The organism is Stenotrophomonas sp. X (assembly GCF_055721025.1).
This window is the reverse complement of the sequence record NZ_CM146756.1, coordinates 279,791-296,196: the sequence shown is the minus strand read 5'-3', so window position 1 is coordinate 296,196 and position 16,406 is coordinate 279,791. Positions and strand designations below refer to the sequence as shown.

The 16,406-nt window shown below is 67.6% G+C and carries 17 protein-coding genes; 13 read left to right on the top strand and 4 right to left on the bottom strand.

Going from position 1 to position 16,406, the window contains the following annotated elements; genetic code table 11:
* Window positions 1-43 precede the first annotated feature (43 nt).
* Window positions 44-403, top strand: coding sequence for a DUF1428 domain-containing protein (locus tag ACZ75I_RS01320; RefSeq protein ID WP_134968598.1), 360 nt, complete (start codon window positions 44-46; stop codon window positions 401-403).
* 15 nt (window positions 404-418) lie between these two features.
* Here ACZ75I_RS01320 and ACZ75I_RS01315 read toward each other — a convergent pair whose 3' ends face one another.
* Window positions 419-1,111 carry a hypothetical protein gene (locus tag ACZ75I_RS01315; protein WP_061478756.1) on the bottom strand — a complete coding sequence of 231 codons (693 nt, stop codon included), beginning with the start codon at window positions 1,109-1,111 and terminating at the stop codon, window positions 419-421.
* A 107-nt stretch (window positions 1,112-1,218) separates the two neighbouring features.
* Window positions 1,219-2,097, bottom strand: coding sequence for a histone (locus ACZ75I_RS01310; RefSeq protein ID WP_180868076.1), 879 nt, complete (start codon window positions 2,095-2,097; stop codon window positions 1,219-1,221).
* 489 nt (window positions 2,098-2,586) lie between these two features.
* Here ACZ75I_RS01310 and ACZ75I_RS01305 point away from each other — a divergent pair, with 489 nt between their 5' ends.
* From ACZ75I_RS01305 to ACZ75I_RS01265, 9 genes are all read left to right on the top strand, one after another.
* The gene (locus ACZ75I_RS01305; protein WP_180868078.1) at window positions 2,587-4,020 is read left to right on the top strand and encodes a Do family serine endopeptidase; all 1,434 of its coding nucleotides are present in this window, start codon (window positions 2,587-2,589) and stop codon (window positions 4,018-4,020) included.
* A gap of 101 nt (window positions 4,021-4,121) precedes the next feature.
* Entirely contained in the window at window positions 4,122-4,487 is a 366-nt protein-coding gene (locus ACZ75I_RS01300; RefSeq protein WP_010486932.1) for a hypothetical protein, read from the top strand.
* Window positions 4,488-4,495: 8 nt separating this feature from the next.
* Window positions 4,496-4,966, top strand: a complete 471-nt coding sequence (locus ACZ75I_RS01295) for a phage holin family protein (RefSeq protein WP_004153834.1) — start codon at window positions 4,496-4,498, stop codon at window positions 4,964-4,966.
* A complete protein-coding gene (locus ACZ75I_RS01290) occupies window positions 4,963-5,424 on the top strand; it encodes a hypothetical protein (protein WP_061478759.1) in 462 nt (153 codons plus the stop codon). The genes ACZ75I_RS01295 and ACZ75I_RS01290 overlap by 4 nt, the downstream gene beginning before the upstream one ends.
* A gap of 67 nt (window positions 5,425-5,491) precedes the next feature.
* Entirely contained in the window at window positions 5,492-6,601 is a 1,110-nt protein-coding gene (locus ACZ75I_RS01285) for an AI-2E family transporter (RefSeq protein WP_061478760.1), read from the top strand.
* 31 nt (window positions 6,602-6,632) lie between these two features.
* A complete protein-coding gene (locus ACZ75I_RS01280) occupies window positions 6,633-7,352 on the top strand; it encodes an HAD family hydrolase (protein ID WP_053499497.1) in 720 nt (239 codons plus the stop codon).
* Between the two features lie 3 nt (window positions 7,353-7,355).
* Complete coding sequence (locus tag ACZ75I_RS01275) at window positions 7,356-8,723, top strand: leucyl aminopeptidase family protein (RefSeq protein WP_242892262.1); 1,368 nt, start codon at window positions 7,356-7,358, stop codon at window positions 8,721-8,723.
* Between the two features lie 135 nt (window positions 8,724-8,858).
* A complete protein-coding gene (locus tag ACZ75I_RS01270) occupies window positions 8,859-9,962 on the top strand; it encodes a catalase family peroxidase (protein ID WP_061478762.1) in 1,104 nt (367 codons plus the stop codon).
* A complete protein-coding gene (locus ACZ75I_RS01265) occupies window positions 9,959-10,495 on the top strand; it encodes a cytochrome b (protein WP_111201148.1) in 537 nt (178 codons plus the stop codon). The genes ACZ75I_RS01270 and ACZ75I_RS01265 overlap by 4 nt, the downstream gene beginning before the upstream one ends.
* A 549-nt stretch (window positions 10,496-11,044) precedes the next feature.
* On the opposite strand, the gene ACZ75I_RS01260 is transcribed toward ACZ75I_RS01265, so the two are convergent.
* Both ACZ75I_RS01260 and ACZ75I_RS01255 read right to left on the bottom strand, forming a co-directional pair.
* Window positions 11,045-11,647: a response regulator transcription factor gene (locus ACZ75I_RS01260; RefSeq protein ID WP_005420563.1), complete on the bottom strand. Its 603-nt coding sequence runs from the start codon at window positions 11,645-11,647 to the stop codon at window positions 11,045-11,047.
* Window positions 11,644-12,867, bottom strand: coding sequence for a sensor histidine kinase (locus tag ACZ75I_RS01255; protein WP_154350080.1), 1,224 nt, complete (start codon window positions 12,865-12,867; stop codon window positions 11,644-11,646). Before ACZ75I_RS01255 ends, ACZ75I_RS01260 begins: the two co-directional genes overlap by 4 nt.
* A 327-nt stretch (window positions 12,868-13,194) precedes the next feature.
* Between ACZ75I_RS01255 and ACZ75I_RS01250 the strand changes: the two genes are divergently transcribed.
* From ACZ75I_RS01250 to ACZ75I_RS01240, 3 genes are all read left to right on the top strand, one after another.
* Window positions 13,195-14,442: an efflux RND transporter periplasmic adaptor subunit gene (locus ACZ75I_RS01250; RefSeq protein ID WP_180868091.1), complete on the top strand. Its 1,248-nt coding sequence runs from the start codon at window positions 13,195-13,197 to the stop codon at window positions 14,440-14,442.
* A 102-nt stretch (window positions 14,443-14,544) separates the two neighbouring features.
* Complete coding sequence (locus tag ACZ75I_RS01245) at window positions 14,545-15,234, top strand: ABC transporter ATP-binding protein (RefSeq protein ID WP_180868093.1); 690 nt, start codon at window positions 14,545-14,547, stop codon at window positions 15,232-15,234.
* 14 nt (window positions 15,235-15,248) lie between these two features.
* Entirely contained in the window at window positions 15,249-16,406 is a 1,158-nt protein-coding gene (locus ACZ75I_RS01240) for an ABC transporter permease (RefSeq protein ID WP_061478765.1), read from the top strand.

Genomic DNA, 16,406 nt, shown 5'->3' with positions numbered 1-16,406 from the left:
CTTGAAGGCCGTGCATGTGGCACGGTCCATCCGGAGGCTGGCAATGAGCTACATCGATGGTTTCGTCCTGGCGGTGCCCACCGCCAACAAGGAGAAGTTCCTCGCCCATGCACGCACAGGAAATCCGGTCTTCATCGAGTACGGGGCACTGCGCGTGGTCGAGTGCTGGGGCGATGACGTGCCGCACGGCAAGACCACCGACTTCTTCGGCGCAGTGAAAGCCACGCCAGACGAGACGGTGGTGTTTTCCTGGATCGAATGGCCGGACAAGCCGACCCGCGACGCCGGCATGAAGAAGATGATGGAAGACCCGCGGTTTGATCCTGCGAAGAATCCGATGCCGTTCGACGGCGCGCGGATGATCTACGGCGGCTTCGTGCCGCTCTACGAGCTGACGCGCTGAACCGGGCGGACGTGCTCAGCGCGCGTCCGTTTCATCGCTGGCAGACGCATGGCCGGCGCCCAGAGCGGCGCCGGCGCCGAGGCCGACACCCCCCATGCCAGCGCCCATTCCGCCACCGCCACCTCCTCCACCCGCACGACCGCCCTTGGCATCGCCCTCGTTGCGGCCCTTGCCGCCGCCACTGGCGGCACCCGGCCGGGTCGGCCCCTGCGGCGGTATCTGCAGGTCGGCCGGAATCGGCGCCAGATCCAGCGCTTCGCGCACGAAGTCGCGCAGCGAGACCACCAGTTCGTGGGTATGTACCGGCCGCCCCTGTGCCAGTTCATTGGCGGCACGCGCGGCCAGCCGCACCTGTTCGTCGGTGCCCAGCAACAGGATGTCCGAGAGCGCGGCCTCGACCGCATCGCGGATGCGGCGCGTTCGATCCGAACGCGGTTCGGCGATGCCTTCGGCCGCTTCGCGCTGGCGCAGATCGCGGCGATGGCTAGGATCCACGCCCAGTTCACCAGTGAATGAACCGCCCAGGGTCTTGTAGGCCGCCATCAGTGTGCGCAGCCGCTCGTTGATCTGCCGGTTCTCGCGCTCGCGACGCTGCTGCAGGGTCTGCATCACCAGCAAGCGGATGCCCACGCCCAGCAGGGTGATCAGGACCAGGCCGGCCAAGGTAGACAGCACGCCCTGCCAGGAACTGAAGTCGATACCACGCATGCCCGGGGCTCCGGCGGGAATAACCTGCATCTTGCCCCAGACCGCGTCCCAGAAACGCGAAAGGCCCCACCACCCCGGGGGTGGCAGGGCCTTCGGTCACGGCGCGATTACTTGCGCTTGGCGACCTTGCGCACGGCCTTCTTGGCCGGAGCCTTCTTGGCGGCGACCTTCTTCAGCGGCGCAGCCTTCTTGGCGACCGTCTTGCGGGTGGCGGCAACCTTCTTGCCAACTGCCTTCTTGGCAACAGCGGTCTTCTTGCCGACAACCTTCTTGGCCGCGGCGGTCTTCTTGCCGACGGCCTTCTTGGCGACGGCAGCCTTCTTGCCCACAACCTTCTTGGCGGCGGCAGTCTTCCTGGTGGCGACCTTCCTGGTGGCGGCAACCTTCTTGCCGACAACCTTCTTCGCAGCCACGGCCTTCTTGGCGGCGACGGTCTTCTTGGCCACAGCCTTCTTGGTGGTGGCGACCTTCTTGCCAACCACCTTCTTGGCGGCCGCGGTCTTCTTGGCAACGGTCTTCTTCGCGACAGCAGCCTTCTTGGTGGCGGCCTTCTTCACGGTGGCGACCTTCTTGCCGGCAGCCTTGGTGGCGGCCTTGGTGGTCTTCTTGGCAGCGGCGGCCTTCTTGGTCACGGCCTTGCCCGCAGCCGCCTTCTTCTTCGCCACTTCCTTCTTCAGGGCAGCAGCTTCGGCCTTGGCGTTCTTCTTGGCCGCTTCCAGCTTCTTCCTGGCGTTGGCAACCGTCTTGCCGACCGACTTGGCAGCCTTCTCGGCCTTCTTGGCAACGGTCTTCTCGACCTTGGCCACGGCCTTCTTGGCCTTGGCAACGCGGGTACCGGCAGCCTTGCTGGCGCGCTTGACGGTCTTCTTGACCGACTTCACTGCGTCTTCGGCAGCGTGGGCGATGGTCTCGCCGACGTTGGTGGCGGTTTCTTTGACGTTCTCGACAGCGTCGGTCACGACCGACACACCATTACCGTTGCTCATGTTGCCCTCCTGCGGGCCTTAAGTATCAAAACGGGGCGATGCTATACCGACATTGACGATCGTGGAACGGGGCATGTGCCAGCAATCGCATCTGTTGCGACGCCGATGGTGTACGCAGCAGCCCCTGTTGCCACCTTCGGTTCGCAGCAAACCCCTTTTTTTCAGTGCTGCGCTACGCGAACCCAGCATTGTCTGACCGTCGTCGCGCGCACGTGCACGGAGGCAGCGTCCGGCATCCGTCGTGGCGCATTGCGGCGCCCGCCTGCGCGGAACTGCGCACGTATCCGCCTGTGCCAGTGCGGCGCGCGTTGGCCTTGAGTGGCGCACCCATCACCTGCCCGGGTGTCGCCACAACCGCGTTCTGGCCCCTGCGCCCCCCCTTCGAGGCACCCGTTTTCATGGCGCATTTATCCAGATCGCGACACACTCATTCAGCTTGTTCTACCGTAGGGCCGTACCGCCCCCACCCACGCCAGCGAACCGACTCCCATGCGACCGCTTCCTACCCTGCTCACGCTCGCAATCGCCGCCGCCTTCGGTGGCTTCGTTGCCACCGGCATCAATGCCCACATGGACAACCGTGCCGACGCCGCGCCGCTGCCGGCGATGTTGCCGACCACGGCGGCCTTGCCGGCTTCGGTGGCCGGTCAGGCGGTACCGTCGCTGGCACCGATGCTGGAAAAGGCAATGCCGGCGGTGGTCAGTGTCAATACCAAGCAAGTGGTGCGCGTGCGCAACCCCTTCTTCAACGACCCGTTCTTCCGCCGCCTGTTCCCGGACATCCCGCAGGAACGCATCAACGAATCGCTGGGCTCGGGCGTGATCATCGACGCCAAGGAGGGGCTGGTGCTGACCAACCACCATGTCATCGACAACGCCGATGACGTGCAGGTGACACTGGCGGACGGGCGCACGGTCAAGGCCGAATTCCTCGGTTCGGACCGCGATACCGACATCGCGCTGATCCGCATTCCGGCGCAGAACCTGACCGACATCAAGCTCGGCAACAGCGACCAGCTGCGCGTAGGCGACTTCGTGGTGGCCATCGGCAACCCGTTCGGCTTCAGCCAAACGGTCACGTCCGGCATCGTCTCGGCGGTGGGCCGCAGCGGCATCCGCGGGCTGGGCTACCAGAACTTCATCCAGACCGATGCGTCGATCAATCCGGGCAACTCCGGTGGCGCGCTGGTCGACCTGCAGGGCCAGCTGGTCGGCATCAATACCGCCAGCTTCAACCCGCAGGGCAGCATGGCCGGCAACATCGGCCTGGGCCTGGCGATTCCTTCCAACCTGGCGCGCAGCGTGGTCGATCAGCTGGTCAAGCACGGCGTTGTGGTGCGCGGCACGCTGGGCGTGGAAAGCCAGAACCTGACCGCGCAGATCGCGCAGGGCCTGGGCCTGGGCGAAACCCGCGGTGCGCTGATCACCCGCGTGCTGGCCGGTTCGGCCGCCGCCGCAGCCGGGCTGAAACCGGGCGACGTGGTGGTGTCGGCCAACGGCCAGCGCGTGGACAGCGCCGAGGCCCTGCACAACGTGGAAGGCCTGGCGGCCGTCGGCAGCGCGATGACGCTGGACGTACGCCGCGAAGGCAAGCCACTACAGATCAAGGCGACGCTGAAGGAACAGGCACGTGCGGTCACCGGCGAGAGCCTGGACCCGCGGCTGACCGGCGCCACCTTCGTCGACCTGCCCGAGTCACTGCGGCAGTCGGGGGTCGGCGGCGTGCTGGTCAGCGAGGTCAAGCGCGGCAGCCGCGCCGCCAGCAACGGCCTGCAGCAGGGCGACATCATCACCGACGCCACCGTGGGCGAATTCGCCGACCTGGCCAGCTGGCGTGCCAATTTCCAGCAGCGCCCGCCGACCTTGGTGGTGCGCGTGCTGCGCAACAATGGCCAGCAGCAGGGCCAGCTCGTGATGCGCTGATCGCCCTGCCGTAACACCCCCTATACCCCGGCAATGCTATTGCTGTCCGTCCAGGTCGGCACCGCCGACACCCGTTCCCCCATCGCAACAGGAGTGATTCGATGAGCCCCACCAATACCGAGAACCTGAAGGAACACCTGGGTGAAGCCGGTTCCCACCTGAAGCAGGCCGCCAGCGCCGCCGGCGGTGCGATCAAGGGCGCCACCGGTGCCGCCACCGACGAACTGCGCATCGGCAAGGCTAACGTCAAGGCTGAACTGTCCGATAGCGCGCTGTCCGGCCTGGCCGCTGCCGAGTTTGGTGGTGCCGCCGCCAAGGAACAGGTCGATGCACTGATGGACAAGGGCAAGGACCTGATCGACAGCGCCGCCGAGTTGATCCGTGAGCGTCCGCTGGCCTCGTTCGGCGTGGCCTTCGCTGCCGGCTGGATCATCGCCAAGCTGGCCCGCGGCAGCAGCGACAAGTAAGCCGCGGCGTGAGCGAAGACAACGCGCAAGCCCCTGATCCGGCGGCTACCCCGCCGCTGGATGAGAGCATCCGCCAGGTCGGCGCGGCCGGTCGTGCCGCTGCCGACTCGGCCAAGCACTCGCTGCGTTCGCTGCGCCGGTTGGCCTCGGCCGACTTCGCGCTGGCACGCAGTGCCTTCGGCCGCGCGCTGGCCTGGGCCGGCGTAGCGATCGTATTCGGTGCGTCGGCCTGGCTGCTGATGGCCGCCACCCTCATCGCCCTGCTGCAAAGCTGGGGCCTGAGCTGGCTACAGGCCCTGCTGATCACCTCGCTGCTGAGCCTGGCCGTCACCGGTTATGCGATCTGGCGGGTGTCCTACTTCTTCCACCACACCGGCATGCACGCCACCCGGCGCCAGCTGTCCCGCCTGGGCCTGTTCGACGAGCCCAGCGAAGACGACCCCGATGCCGATGTGCAGCTGCCAGAGGGCAAGCCATGAAGTTCGGTGCGCTGCAGCGGCGGGTGAAGCGCTGCGAACAGGTGGTGACCGTACGCCTGGTCGAGACCCAGGACCACTGGTCCACGCTCAGCCAGGTCTGGCGCCAGGGCTGGTCGCCACTGCGCATCGTGGTGGTGGGCCTTGCCGGTGGCTTCATTGCCGGCAAGCTGGAAATGCCGGGCAAGGTCAACGGTGCGCGCTGGCTGCAGATGGTCGGTTCGGTCTCGAACCTGTTCGCCAGTGCGCAGGCGGCGTTCGCCACGGCGATGGCGGCGCAGGCGGCGGCCACCGCCGACGATGCGGCCGAAGAAGCCGACAACGCCAGTGAACAGGCACAGGCGGCGGCCTCCGCCGCTGAAGCACGGCCCGCACCGGCAGCGCGAGCTGTGCCGGAGCCGGAACCGGACCTGCGCGAACCGCGCCCGGCCGAGGCGGCCACCGAACTGTCCGAACGTTGATCCATGGAATCCGCCGCGCCGATGGCGGCCGGCGGATAATGCGCTCCCCCTTCCGGCTGATGCGTCGATGAGCGAGTCCTCCCTGTCCCTGTCACCAGCCGATCCGCAGGACCCGGAGGCACCGCTGCCGCCTCCGTCTCGCCCACGCGGGCCGATGTCGCTGGTGGTGCTGGCGACCCTGGCGGTGGGCTACACGCTGTGGGCGGCGCAGGACATCATCCTGCCGGTGCTGCTGGCGATGTTCTTCGCGCTGGTCGGCAACCCGATCCTGCGCCTTCTGCAGAAACTGTGGATTCCGCGCGCGCTGGGCGCGCTGCTGGTCCTCGGCGCCGGCCTGGGCGTGACCGGTTCGTTGGCGGTGCAATTGATCGGCCCGGCGATGGAATGGGCGCAGGAAGCCCCGCAGCAGCTGCGCAAGGTCGCCCGCCAGGTGCAGGACCTGACCAAGCCGGTGCAGCAGGCCAACCAGGCGGCGGAGAACTTCGCGCGCGTCGCCGGCGGCGACAGCAACCATAAGGTGCAGGTGATCCGCACCCAGCTCGACGACCCGTACCGCATGCTGACCCGCGCGCCACGGCTTGCCGCCTCGGTGCTGGCCGTGGTGCTGCTGACCCTGTTCTTCATGATCTACGGGCAGAGCCTGCAGCGCGCGGCGATCGCGCTGTTCCCGAACCGCCAGCAGCAGCGCTTCACCGCCGACATCCTGCGGTCGATCGAGCGCGAGGTCTCGCGCTATGTGCTGACCATCAGCGTGATCAACACCCTGGTCGGGCTGGTGTTCGCTGGCGTGCTGATGCTGCTCGGCATCGGCCTGCAGGAGGCGCTGCTGTGGGGCACGGTGGCCGCGCTGCTGAACTTTGCCCCGTACGTCGGTCCGCTGATCGGCGTGGCACTGATGCTGCTGATGGGCTTCGTGGAATTCCGCGACCCGCTGCAGGCGCTGCTGCCGGCGGCCGCGTACCTGGCCCTGCACACTCTGGAAGGGCAGATGGTGACCCCGATCGTGCTGGGCCGGCGCATGAAGCTGTCGCCGCTGGTGCTGATCCTGGCGCTGATGGTGTTCGGCTGGGCCTGGGGCATGATCGGCCTGCTGCTGGCGGTGCCGCTGCTGGTCTGCATCAAGCTGGTACTGGCACGGCTGGACGGCATGCAGGGCTGGGCACGGCTGCTGGAATGAAAGCCCGCGCGGGCAGGCGTAGAATGGAGGGGTGAATTTCCCCGTCCAAGCCATCACTCTCGACCTTGACGACACGCTGTGGCCGTTCGCTCCGATTGGCGCCCGCATCGACCTGGTCCTGCACGAGTGGATGCGTGAACACAGCCCCGCCACCGCCGCGATGTATCCGGTGGCGGCGATGCGCGAACTGCGCGAGCGCCTGTACCACGCCCATCCGCACCTCCACCACGACCTGAGCGCGCTGCGTCGGCTGACCCTGCACGAAGCGCTGCACGCCAGCGGCGCCAGCCTCGATCTGCTGGAGCCAGCGTACGAAGCGTTCTACGCCGCGCGCAACCAGGTCGAGTGCTATCCCGATGCGATCGATGCGCTGGCGAGGATTGCCGCGCGGGTGCCGGTGGCAGCACTGAGCAACGGCAACGCCGATCTGGAGCGGATCGGCCTGGCCCATCATTTCGCCTTCCAGCTGGGCGCGCGCGAACACGGCGCGGCCAAGCCGGAGGCAAGCATCTTCCACGCCGCCTGCACCCGACTGGGTGTGGCGCCGGCACAGGTGCTGCATGTCGGCGACCACGCCGAAATGGACGTGGCCGGGGCGATCGCCGCCGGCCTGCGTGGGTGCTGGATCAACCGCGAAGCAGCCACCTGGACCCATCCGAAACTGCAGCCGGACCTGCAGTTCGACACCCTCACCGGCCTGGCCGACTGGTTGGACGCCAACCTCGACGCCGCCGCATCCCGGAGTACCTGACGCATGAGCGAGATCACTGGTTTCACCGCCGACACCGCCGCAGCGCTGCCGCTGTACGTGCTGGACCGCGAGCAGTTCGCCGCCTGGAAGCAAGGCCAACCGGCCGCCACCCAGGCCTGGCTGGCCTCGCAGGGTTTCACTGCCGGTGCGCACAGCGTGGCCCTGCTGCCCGGCAGTGAGGGCCTGGCCGGCGCGGTGATCGGTGTCGGTGATCGCGCCGATGCCTACAGCTATGCGCATGCGCCGCACGCGCTGCCGGAAGGCAGTGTCTGGCAGCTGGCCAATGAACTGCCTGCTGCCGAACAGGCGCTGCTGCAGCTGGGCTGGGGTTTGGGCAGCTACCGCTTCGACCGTTACCGCAAGCGCAACCGCGCCCCGGCGCAGCTGGTGGCCGCACCGTCCGGCGAAGTGGCCGACCTGATCGCCGCCAGCCTGCGCGTGCGCGACTGGGTCAACACCCCGACCGAAGACATGGGGCCGCAGCAGCTGGAAGACGCCGCGCGTGCACTGGCCGATGCACATGGTGCGCAGGTCGAGGCGATCACCGGCGATGAACTGCTGAAGCAGAACTTCCCGGCCATCCACGCCGTGGGCCGCGCGTCGCACCGCGCGCCGCGTCTGGTGGTGCTGCGCTGGGGCAAGGAAACCGACCCGGCACTGGTGCTGGTCGGCAAGGGCGTGTGCTTCGATACCGGCGGCCTGGACATCAAGCCGGCCGACGGCATGCGCAACATGAAGAAGGACATGGGCGGCGCCGCGCATGCGCTGGCCCTGGCCGGCCTGGTGATGGCGCGCGGACTGCCGGTGCGGCTGACCCTGCTGGTGCCGGCGGTGGAAAACGCGATAGGTCCGGATGCGTTCCGCCCGGGCGAAGTGATCGCCACCCGCAAGGGCCTGAGCGTGGAGATCGACAACACCGATGCCGAAGGCCGCGTGATCCTGTGCGACGCGCTGACCTTCGCTGGTGAGCAGAAGCCGGACCTGGTGCTGGATTTCGCCACGCTCACCGGTGCCGCACGCATCGCGCTGGGTCCGGATCTGCCGGCGCTCTTCAGCAACGACGACACGGTGGCGCAGCAGTGGCTGCAGGCCGGCGACGCAACCCGTGACCCGGTCTGGCGCATGCCGCTGTGGCGCCCCTACCTGCGCTATCTGAGCAGCGGCATCGCCGACCTGGCCAATGCCGGTTCGCGCATGGCCGGCTCGGTGACCGCCGCGCTGTACCTGGAGCGCTTCCTGGAAGACAGCCAGCGCTGGGCGCACCTGGACGTGTACGCCTGGAACGACGGCGAACGCCCGGGCCGTCCGGCCGGTGGCGAAGCGCTGGCGCTGCGCTCGGCCTGGGCGATGCTGAAGGCGCGTTACAGCTGATCGGGTGGATGCCGACCTTGGTCGGCACGCCGTCCCCGGCAAATCTGACGAAAAATTGAATTTCGGCCTCGGCCGGGTTCTGCGAGGATGTGTGGGTCGACCACCCACACGCTCCGTGAAGGCAGGACTCCGACCATGTCGCTCTTCGGCTACACCCGTTCCGGCCAGACGCCGGGCGCACCGCGCAAGCATTCCCCCCTGCTCTGGATCGCGCTGATCGCGCTCATCCTGGGAACCGTGGTGCTGGCCTTCGCCTGGCTGGCCGGCTGGATGGGCGACCGCCTCACCGCGCAGCGCTTCACCGACACCATCGAGGCCACCGGCCCGGCCCATCCGGGCTTCCGCCGTGCACACAGCAAGGGCATCTGCGTAAGCGGCTGGTTCGAACCCAGCGCGCAGGCCCCTACCCTGTCCAGTGCCCGGGTGTTCTCGCAGACGCGGGTGCCGGTGATGGGCCGCCTGTCAATCGGTGGCGGCGACCCCTACGGCGCCGACAACACCGCACGCGTGCGCAGCCTGGCGGTGCAGATGGTCAGCGATGATGGCCAGGAATGGCGCATGGCGATGAACAGCTTCCCGTTCTTCGCGGTACCCACGGCCGAGGCGTTCTACGAGCAGACGCGCGCCTCGATTCCCGACCCGGCCACCGGCAAGCCGGACCCGCAGAAGATGGCGGCAGTGCTGGCGAAATACCCCAGTGCGCAGGCGTTCCAGCAGTGGGCGAAGACAGCGCCATGGACCAGCAGCTGGGCCGACACCACTTTCAACAGCGTCAACAGTTTCTGGTTCACCAATGCGCAGGGCCAGAAGCGTGCGGTGCGCTGGCGCTGGCAGCCGCTGGCGCCGGTGGTGGAGATGGATGCGGAAGCGCGCAAGCAGGCCAGCGTCGATTTCCTCAGCCAGGAACTGCAGCAGCGCCTGGCCCGCGGCCCGGTACGCTGGAACCTGGTCGTGACCACTGCCGAGCCCGGCGACGCCATCGATGATCCGTCGGTGCCGTGGCCCGAGTCGCGTGACCAGGTAGTGGCGGGCGTACTCAGCCTGGACCGCATGCAGTCGCAGGAAGAAGGCGCCTGCGGCCAGATCAACTTCGATCCGCTGATCCTGCCCAGTGGGGTGCGCGGCAGTAATGATCCGATCCTGGCGGCCCGCTCGGCGGTGTACTCGCAGTCCTTCAACCGCCGTGAACGCGAGCGCGCCAGCGGCAACGTCGAACAACCGAAGGAGGCCGCACGATGAGCACCGGCAACGGCCACTTCAACCTGCTGGCGCGGGTGCTGCACTGGTCCATGGCACTGATGATCGTCGCCATGCTGTTCATCGGCGTGACCATGGTCGCCTCGCTGCACCTGCGTCCCGCGCTGATCGACCTGCACCGCCCACTGGGCATCGCGATCCTGTTGCTGGCGCTGCTGCGCCTGTACAACCGGCTGCGCCATCGCCCACCGGCGCTGCCTGCCGACCTGCCGGTCTGGCAGGGGGTAGCGGCCAAGGCCTCGCACTGGATGCTGTACGCGCTGATGCTGGCGATGCCGTTGATCGGCTGGGCGATGCTGTCGGCTGGCGGATACCCGATCGTGCTGTGGGGAGGGCTGCACCTGCCGCCGATCGTGCCGCATACCCCGGCGCTGTATGCCGCGCTGCGCAATGCGCACAGCCTGTTGGCCTATGTGTTGTTCGCCACGGTGCTGATGCATGTGGGTGCGGCGTTGTTCCACCTGTGGGTGCGGCGGGACGGGGTGTTCCAGGCGATGGCGCGCGGGAAGGATTGAGCGGGTTCGCCGGGAGTTCCCGGCGGATCGTTTCCGCAACCGCGGAGGGGTGTCACTTTCTTTGCGCGCAAAGAAAGTAACCAAAGAAACACGCCGCCAGAACGCGAGCCGGCGCTATGCGCCGGTACCCTGCGCTTCTCGGTGAATCAGGGGCCGGCGCCGAACTCGCTGCGCTCAGACATCGGCGCCTCTGCGCCCCTGATTCCCCTGCGATGCTCGGCTCGCTAAAAGGCGGAACCAACGTCAAAGGCGGAAGCTGCACCCAGTAGATCCACGCCATGCGTGGATGCTCTTGCTGTTGATCTTGACCTTCAAGTCCGCCTTGAGCGAGCCGAGCACCGCAGGTCCGGCGAGGGCGAAGAGGCGCGGGTGTCTGAGCGCAGCGAGTTCCCGCGCCGTACCTCGACGGACCGAGGAGCACAGGGAACCGTCGCGTAGCGGCGGCTCGCGGCCGGCGGAGCGTTTCTTTGGTTACTTTCTTTGCGCGCAAAGAAAGTGACACCCCTCCGCGGTCGCGGAAATGACATCACCGGGAAACGCAAGGCGCCGCTACAACCACCCTTTCTGCCGCGCCAGCCGGTACGCCTCAATGCGATTGGCTACGCCCAGCTTGCCGATGCACTCGGACAGATAGTTGCGCACCGTGCCGTGCGACAGCCCCAACTGCTCGGCGATCTCGCTGGCGGTGCGGCCCTCACCCGCCAGCCGCAGCACGCGACGCTCGCGGTCGGTCAGCGGGTCGGCCTGCGACCACGCATCCAGTGCCAGCTGCGGGTCGATCGCGCGGATGCCCTGCTTCACCTTGCGCAGTGCCTCGGCCAGGTTCTCGGCCGGTGCGTCCTTCAGCAGGTAGCCCAGCACGCCGGCTTCCAGCGCGCGGCGCAGGAAACCTGCGCGGGCGAAGGTGGTCACGATCACCACCTTGATCGGCAGCTCGTGACGCGCGATGCGCTGTGCAAGCTCCAACCCGGACAGGCCCGGCATCTCGATGTCGGTCACCAGGATGTCCGGCTGCAGCTGCTGCAGCATGCGCCACGCGGTTTCGCCGTCGGCGGCGCTGCCCAGCACTTCGATATCCGCTTCCAGGCCCAGCAGCGCCGACAGTGCGCCGCGTACCATCGCCTGGTCTTCAGCCAGCAGGATGCGGATCATGCGGCACCGTCCTGCACCAGCGACGGCGGCACGCCTGGCGGCAGCGGTGTGGTCGCAGCGGCCAGTGGCACGCGCACGGTCAGCACCGTGCCCTCGCCCTTTGCGGACTGCACCTGCAGGCTTCCACCCAGGGCGGCCACGCGTTCGCGCATGCCGCACAACCCATTGCCCTCCGCCTGCACGCCGCCACGACCATCGTCGCGGATCTGCATCGCCAGCATGCGTCCCTCCAGCATGAACTCCACCCGTGCCTGCGTCGCCTGTGCATGGCGCACGATATTGGTCGCGGCCTCGCGCAGCACCAGCGCCAGCCCGCGTTCGACATCCACCGGCATCGCCGGTGGTGGTGCGTACTGAAGGTGGACCTGCTGGCACTCCAGCAGCAGCCGCGCCGATGCCAGCTCGCCGGCCAGGTCGCTGGCGCGGATACCGGTGACCGCACTTCGGACCTGCGCCAGCGCCTCGCGGGCGATGGCCTCGGCCTCGCCGATCTCCTGCCGCGCGCGTGCATCACCGCGGTCGTGCAGCTTGCGCGCCAGTTCCAGCTTCAACGTGATCAGCGACAGGGTGTGGCCGAGCAGGTCGTGCAGGTCGCGGCCGATGCGTTCGCGCTCGGCGGTGGCTGCGAGCCGCCGCACCTCGTCCTGCGAAAGCTGCAGTGCCGCATCCTTCTGCTGGTTGAGTGCCTCCACGTTCACGACCAGGCCGACGATATAGGACACGGCGGGGATCCAGACCAGGCTCTGCCACGGGTACTGGAACAGCAGGGCGAGGCTGCAGAACAGGAGGTTCAGACCAGTGAGCTGCAGCAGATACTGCCACCAGCCGCCGCGACCGCTCACCCGCAGCAGCACGCAGCCGAACACGAAGTAGGTCAGCCCGGACGGGTACCAGGGCAGCAGCACCAGCGACATCGCGATCAGGCCCAGGGCATAGCGCGGGGCGTGATGGCGCGGCGCCACCATCACCTTGGCGTACAGCAGCAGGAACACCGGATAGCTGGCCAGCGTCAGCAGCAGCCAGCGCAGGGTAAAGCCATGGCCGAGCAAGGGCGTCAGGAAGATCCACACCGACCACAGCAGGTGGATCGCCTCGCTCCAGGGTGATTTTCCCCGGCGCAGCGTCTCGGCCACCGCCGAGTCCGGCGCGGGGCGCAGCAGGGAGGCAAGCCAGGTGGACGGCACAGGCGGTTCCAGGCGGGGATGATCGCCGCCGATCATGCCAGTTCGGCCGGCTGCGCGCAGGCGCCGCCGCCGGCCAGTTGGCACCGGCGCAACCGAGCGCAGATCACGGTACGCTTGGTGGTGCCGCTGCGGCGGGCCGGCAATGGGGCGATCGGATCCACGAGCGGTACCGGTAGCGGGAACGTTGCCATCCTGTGCCGCCGTGGTCACATTTCGCAGTTGCCGCCGTCAGTGTCATCGGATGACAGCTGTCACTGCCGTCATCGCTGTACCTGCCTTCATGCTGTGCCGCACGCTCCACCGCCGGAACCGCCGTCGTCCGCGCTTCCGGCCACACCCGCCCGAACGCATGTGATGGAACGAATGAACGCTTCTGCCGAGCTGTTGAAGGAACTCCGTATCGACCGCAAGTCGCCGCCGCCGGCCTCCCGAGGCAATGGCGGTGGTCGCCGCGGGTTGTGGATCGCGATCATCGTGGTCGTGCTGCTGGTCGCCGCGGCCGTGGCCTACCTGTTCGGTCGCGCACCGGCCGTAGAGGTGGAAACCGCTCCCGCCGTGGCCATCCAGCAGGGCAGCGCCAGCAGCTCGGTGCTCGACGCCAGTGGCTACGTGGTCGCCCGGCGCATGGCCACGGTATCGGCCAAGATCACCGGCAAGGTGCGCGAGGTGATGATCGAAGAAGGCATGCGGGTCGAGGCTGGCCAGGTGATGGCCACGCTCGACCCGATCGATGCCGACGCGCAGCGCAGCCTGTACGCCTCGCAGCTGCAGGCCGCACGCAGCCAGGTCGCCGGGCTGGAGGCGCAGCAGAGGCAGGCCGCCGCCGAAGCCAGCCGCCTGCAGGCGCTGGTTGGCCAGCAGCTGGTCTCGCGCTCGCAGTACGACCAGGCCGTGGCCCAGCGCGACAGCCTGCGTGCGCAGCTGGATACCGCGCAGCGCAACGTCAAGGTTGCCAACGACCAGCTGGCCATCGCCGATCTGGGCGTGGACAACAACATCGTGCGCGCGCCGTTCTCCGGCGTGGTCACCGCCAAGGCGGCGCAGCCTGGTGAGATCGTTTCGCCGCTGTCGGCGGGTGGTGGCTTCACCCGTACCGGCATCGGCACCATCGTGGACATGGACTCGCTGGAGATCGAAGTGGAGGTCGGCGAGGCCTTCATCGGCCGCGTGCAGCCGAAGATGCCGGTGGAAGCCACGCTCAACGCCTACCCGGAATGGAAGATTCCCGGCGAGGTGATCGCCATCATCCCCACCGCCGACCGCGGCAAGGCCACGGTGAAGGTGCGCGTGGCGTTGAAAGTGAAGGACCCACGCATCGTGCCGGAGATGGGCGTGCGGGTCAGCTTCCTGGAACAGGCCCAGCCGCAGGCCGCGGCCAAGCCGCAGGGCGTGCGCGTGCCGGGCGGCGCCGTGGTGCAGCGCGACGGTGCCTCGGTGGCCTTCGTGCTGGGGGACGGGAACCGCGTGCAGCAGCGCAAGGTCGAGGCCGGCCAGGCGATGGGCAAGGACCGCCAGATCCTCAAGGGCGTGAGTGCAGGTGAATCGGTGGTGGTGAACCCGCCGGACGCCCTGCGCGATGGCGCCAAGGTGCAACAGAAACAAGCGCAGTAACGGCCTGGCGCCCATGGGCGCCGCCGGCAACACCGCTCGACGCACGCCCGCAGCCACCGCAGGTGCGCTTCCCCGTTTCCCGCCTTCCGTGGAGAACCACCCATGTCGACCCTGGTTTCACTGCGCAACATCACCAAGACCTACCAGCGTGGCCCCGAGAAAGTGCAGGTGCTGCACGGCATCGACCTGGACATCGCCAGCGGCGACTTCGTCGCGCTGATGGGCCCGTCCGGCTCGGGCAAGACCACCCTGCTCAACCTGATCGGTGGGCTGGACAACCCCAGTGGCGGCGAAATCAGCATCGAAGGCGAGCGCATCGACCAGATGAGCGGTAGCCAGCTGTCGACCTGGCGCAGCCACCACGTTGGCTTCGTGTTCCAGTTCTACAACCTGATGCCGATGCTGACCGCGCAGAAGAACGTGGAACTGCCACTGCTGCTGACCCACCTCAGCGCGGCGCAGCGCCGCCGCAATGCCGAGATCGCGCTGACCCTGGTGGGCCTGGCCGATCGCCGCAGCCATCGCCCGAATGAACTGTCCGGCGGCCAGCAGCAGCGCGTGGCGATCGCCCGCGCGATCGTCTCCGACCCGACCTTCCTGATCTGCGACGAACCGACCGGCGACCTCGACCGCCAATCGGCCGAGGAGATCCTCGGCCTGCTGCAGCAGCTCAACCGCGAGCACGGCAAGACCATCATCATGGTCACCCATGACCCGAAGGCCGCCGAGTACGCCACGCACACGGTGCACCTGGACAAGGGCGAGCTGGCCGACGCGCCGCTGGCCCACTGACGGAGGCCACAGCGATGAAATACTTCTCGTTGGTGTGGGCACAGCTATTCCGCAGCCGTACCCGCACCCTGCTGACCCTGCTGTCGGTGGTGGCCGCGTTCCTGCTGTTCGGCATGCTCGATTCGGTGCGGGTGGCGTTCTCGTCGGGTGGCAGCGTGGAAGGTGCCAACCGGCTGATCGTGGCCTCGCGGCTGTCGATCACCCAGTCGCTGCCGATCCGGCTGGAAGCACAGGTGCGCCAGGTAGCCGGTGTCCGTGACGTGGCTTATGGCATGTGGTTTGGTGGCATCTACCAGGACCCGAAGAACTTCTTCCCGAACTTCTCGGTGTCACCCAACTACTTCGATGTCTACCGCGAGCTGCAGATCGATCCGGCACAACTGGAGGACTGGAAGCAGACCCGCACCGGCGCCATCGTCGGCGAAACCCTGGCCAAGCAGTTCGGCTGGAAGATCGGCGATACCATCCCGCTGCAGGCGACGATCTTCCCGCGTGGCGGCAGCAATGACTGGCCACTGGTGCTCAAGGGCGTCTACCGCTCCAAGGACCGCGCGCTGGCCGCCAATGAAGAACGCCAACTGATGATGAACTGGAAGTACTTCGACGAATCCAACGACTACATCAAGAACCAGGTGAGCTGGTACACGGTGACGCTGGACAACCCGGACCACTCTTCGCGGGTGGCACAGGCGATCGATGCGATCTCGGCGAACTCCGACCACGAGACCAAGACCCAGACCGAATCGGCGTTCCAGCAGGCCTTCGTCAAGCAGTTCGCGGATATCGGCATGATCGTCACCTCGATCATGGGCGCGGTGTTCTTCACCCTGCTGCTGTTGACCGGCAACACCATGGCGCAGGCCGTGCGCGAGCGCGTGCCGGAGCTGGCCACGCTGAAAACGCTGGGCTTCAAGGACAGCACCGTGCTGACCCTGGTGATGGTGGAATCGGTGCTGCTGATCGGCCTCGGTGGCCTGATCGGCATGGGCCTGGCCGCCCTGATCCTGCCGGCGATCGGCCCGAAGAGCATGGGCATGCTGCCGCCACACGTACCAACGCCGACCTGGCTGATGGGGTTGGGCCTGATCGTAGTGATCGGCATCATCGTCGGGCTGCTGCCCGCGCTGCGTGCCAAGCGCCTGAAGATCGTCGATGCACTGGCCGGCCGCTGA

What these genes read in the sequence shown, in the direction of transcription:
- ACZ75I_RS01320 (WP_134968598.1), top strand. Translation starts at nt 44, where the DNA reads ATGAGCTACATCGATGGTTTCGTCCTGGCGGTGCCCACCGCCAACAAG.
- ACZ75I_RS01315 (WP_061478756.1), bottom strand. Translation starts at nt 1,111, where the DNA reads ATGCGTGGTATCGACTTCAGTTCCTGGCAGGGCGTGCTGTCTACCTTG.
- ACZ75I_RS01310 (WP_180868076.1), bottom strand. Translation starts at nt 2,097, where the DNA reads ATGAGCAACGGTAATGGTGTGTCGGTCGTGACCGACGCTGTCGAGAAC.
- ACZ75I_RS01305 (WP_180868078.1), top strand. Translation starts at nt 2,587, where the DNA reads ATGCGACCGCTTCCTACCCTGCTCACGCTCGCAATCGCCGCCGCCTTC.
- ACZ75I_RS01300 (WP_010486932.1), top strand. Translation starts at nt 4,122, where the DNA reads ATGAGCCCCACCAATACCGAGAACCTGAAGGAACACCTGGGTGAAGCC.
- ACZ75I_RS01290 (WP_061478759.1), top strand. Translation starts at nt 4,963, where the DNA reads ATGAAGTTCGGTGCGCTGCAGCGGCGGGTGAAGCGCTGCGAACAGGTG.
- ACZ75I_RS01285 (WP_061478760.1), top strand. Translation starts at nt 5,492, where the DNA reads ATGAGCGAGTCCTCCCTGTCCCTGTCACCAGCCGATCCGCAGGACCCG.
- ACZ75I_RS01275 (WP_242892262.1), top strand. Translation starts at nt 7,356, where the DNA reads ATGAGCGAGATCACTGGTTTCACCGCCGACACCGCCGCAGCGCTGCCG.
- ACZ75I_RS01270 (WP_061478762.1), top strand. Translation starts at nt 8,859, where the DNA reads ATGTCGCTCTTCGGCTACACCCGTTCCGGCCAGACGCCGGGCGCACCG.
- ACZ75I_RS01265 (WP_111201148.1), top strand. Translation starts at nt 9,959, where the DNA reads ATGAGCACCGGCAACGGCCACTTCAACCTGCTGGCGCGGGTGCTGCAC.
- ACZ75I_RS01260 (WP_005420563.1), bottom strand. Translation starts at nt 11,647, where the DNA reads ATGATCCGCATCCTGCTGGCTGAAGACCAGGCGATGGTACGCGGCGCA.
- ACZ75I_RS01255 (WP_154350080.1), bottom strand. Translation starts at nt 12,867, where the DNA reads ATGATCGGCGGCGATCATCCCCGCCTGGAACCGCCTGTGCCGTCCACC.
- ACZ75I_RS01250 (WP_180868091.1), top strand. Translation starts at nt 13,195, where the DNA reads ATGAACGCTTCTGCCGAGCTGTTGAAGGAACTCCGTATCGACCGCAAG.
- ACZ75I_RS01245 (WP_180868093.1), top strand. Translation starts at nt 14,545, where the DNA reads ATGTCGACCCTGGTTTCACTGCGCAACATCACCAAGACCTACCAGCGT.
- ACZ75I_RS01240 (WP_061478765.1), top strand. Translation starts at nt 15,249, where the DNA reads ATGAAATACTTCTCGTTGGTGTGGGCACAGCTATTCCGCAGCCGTACC.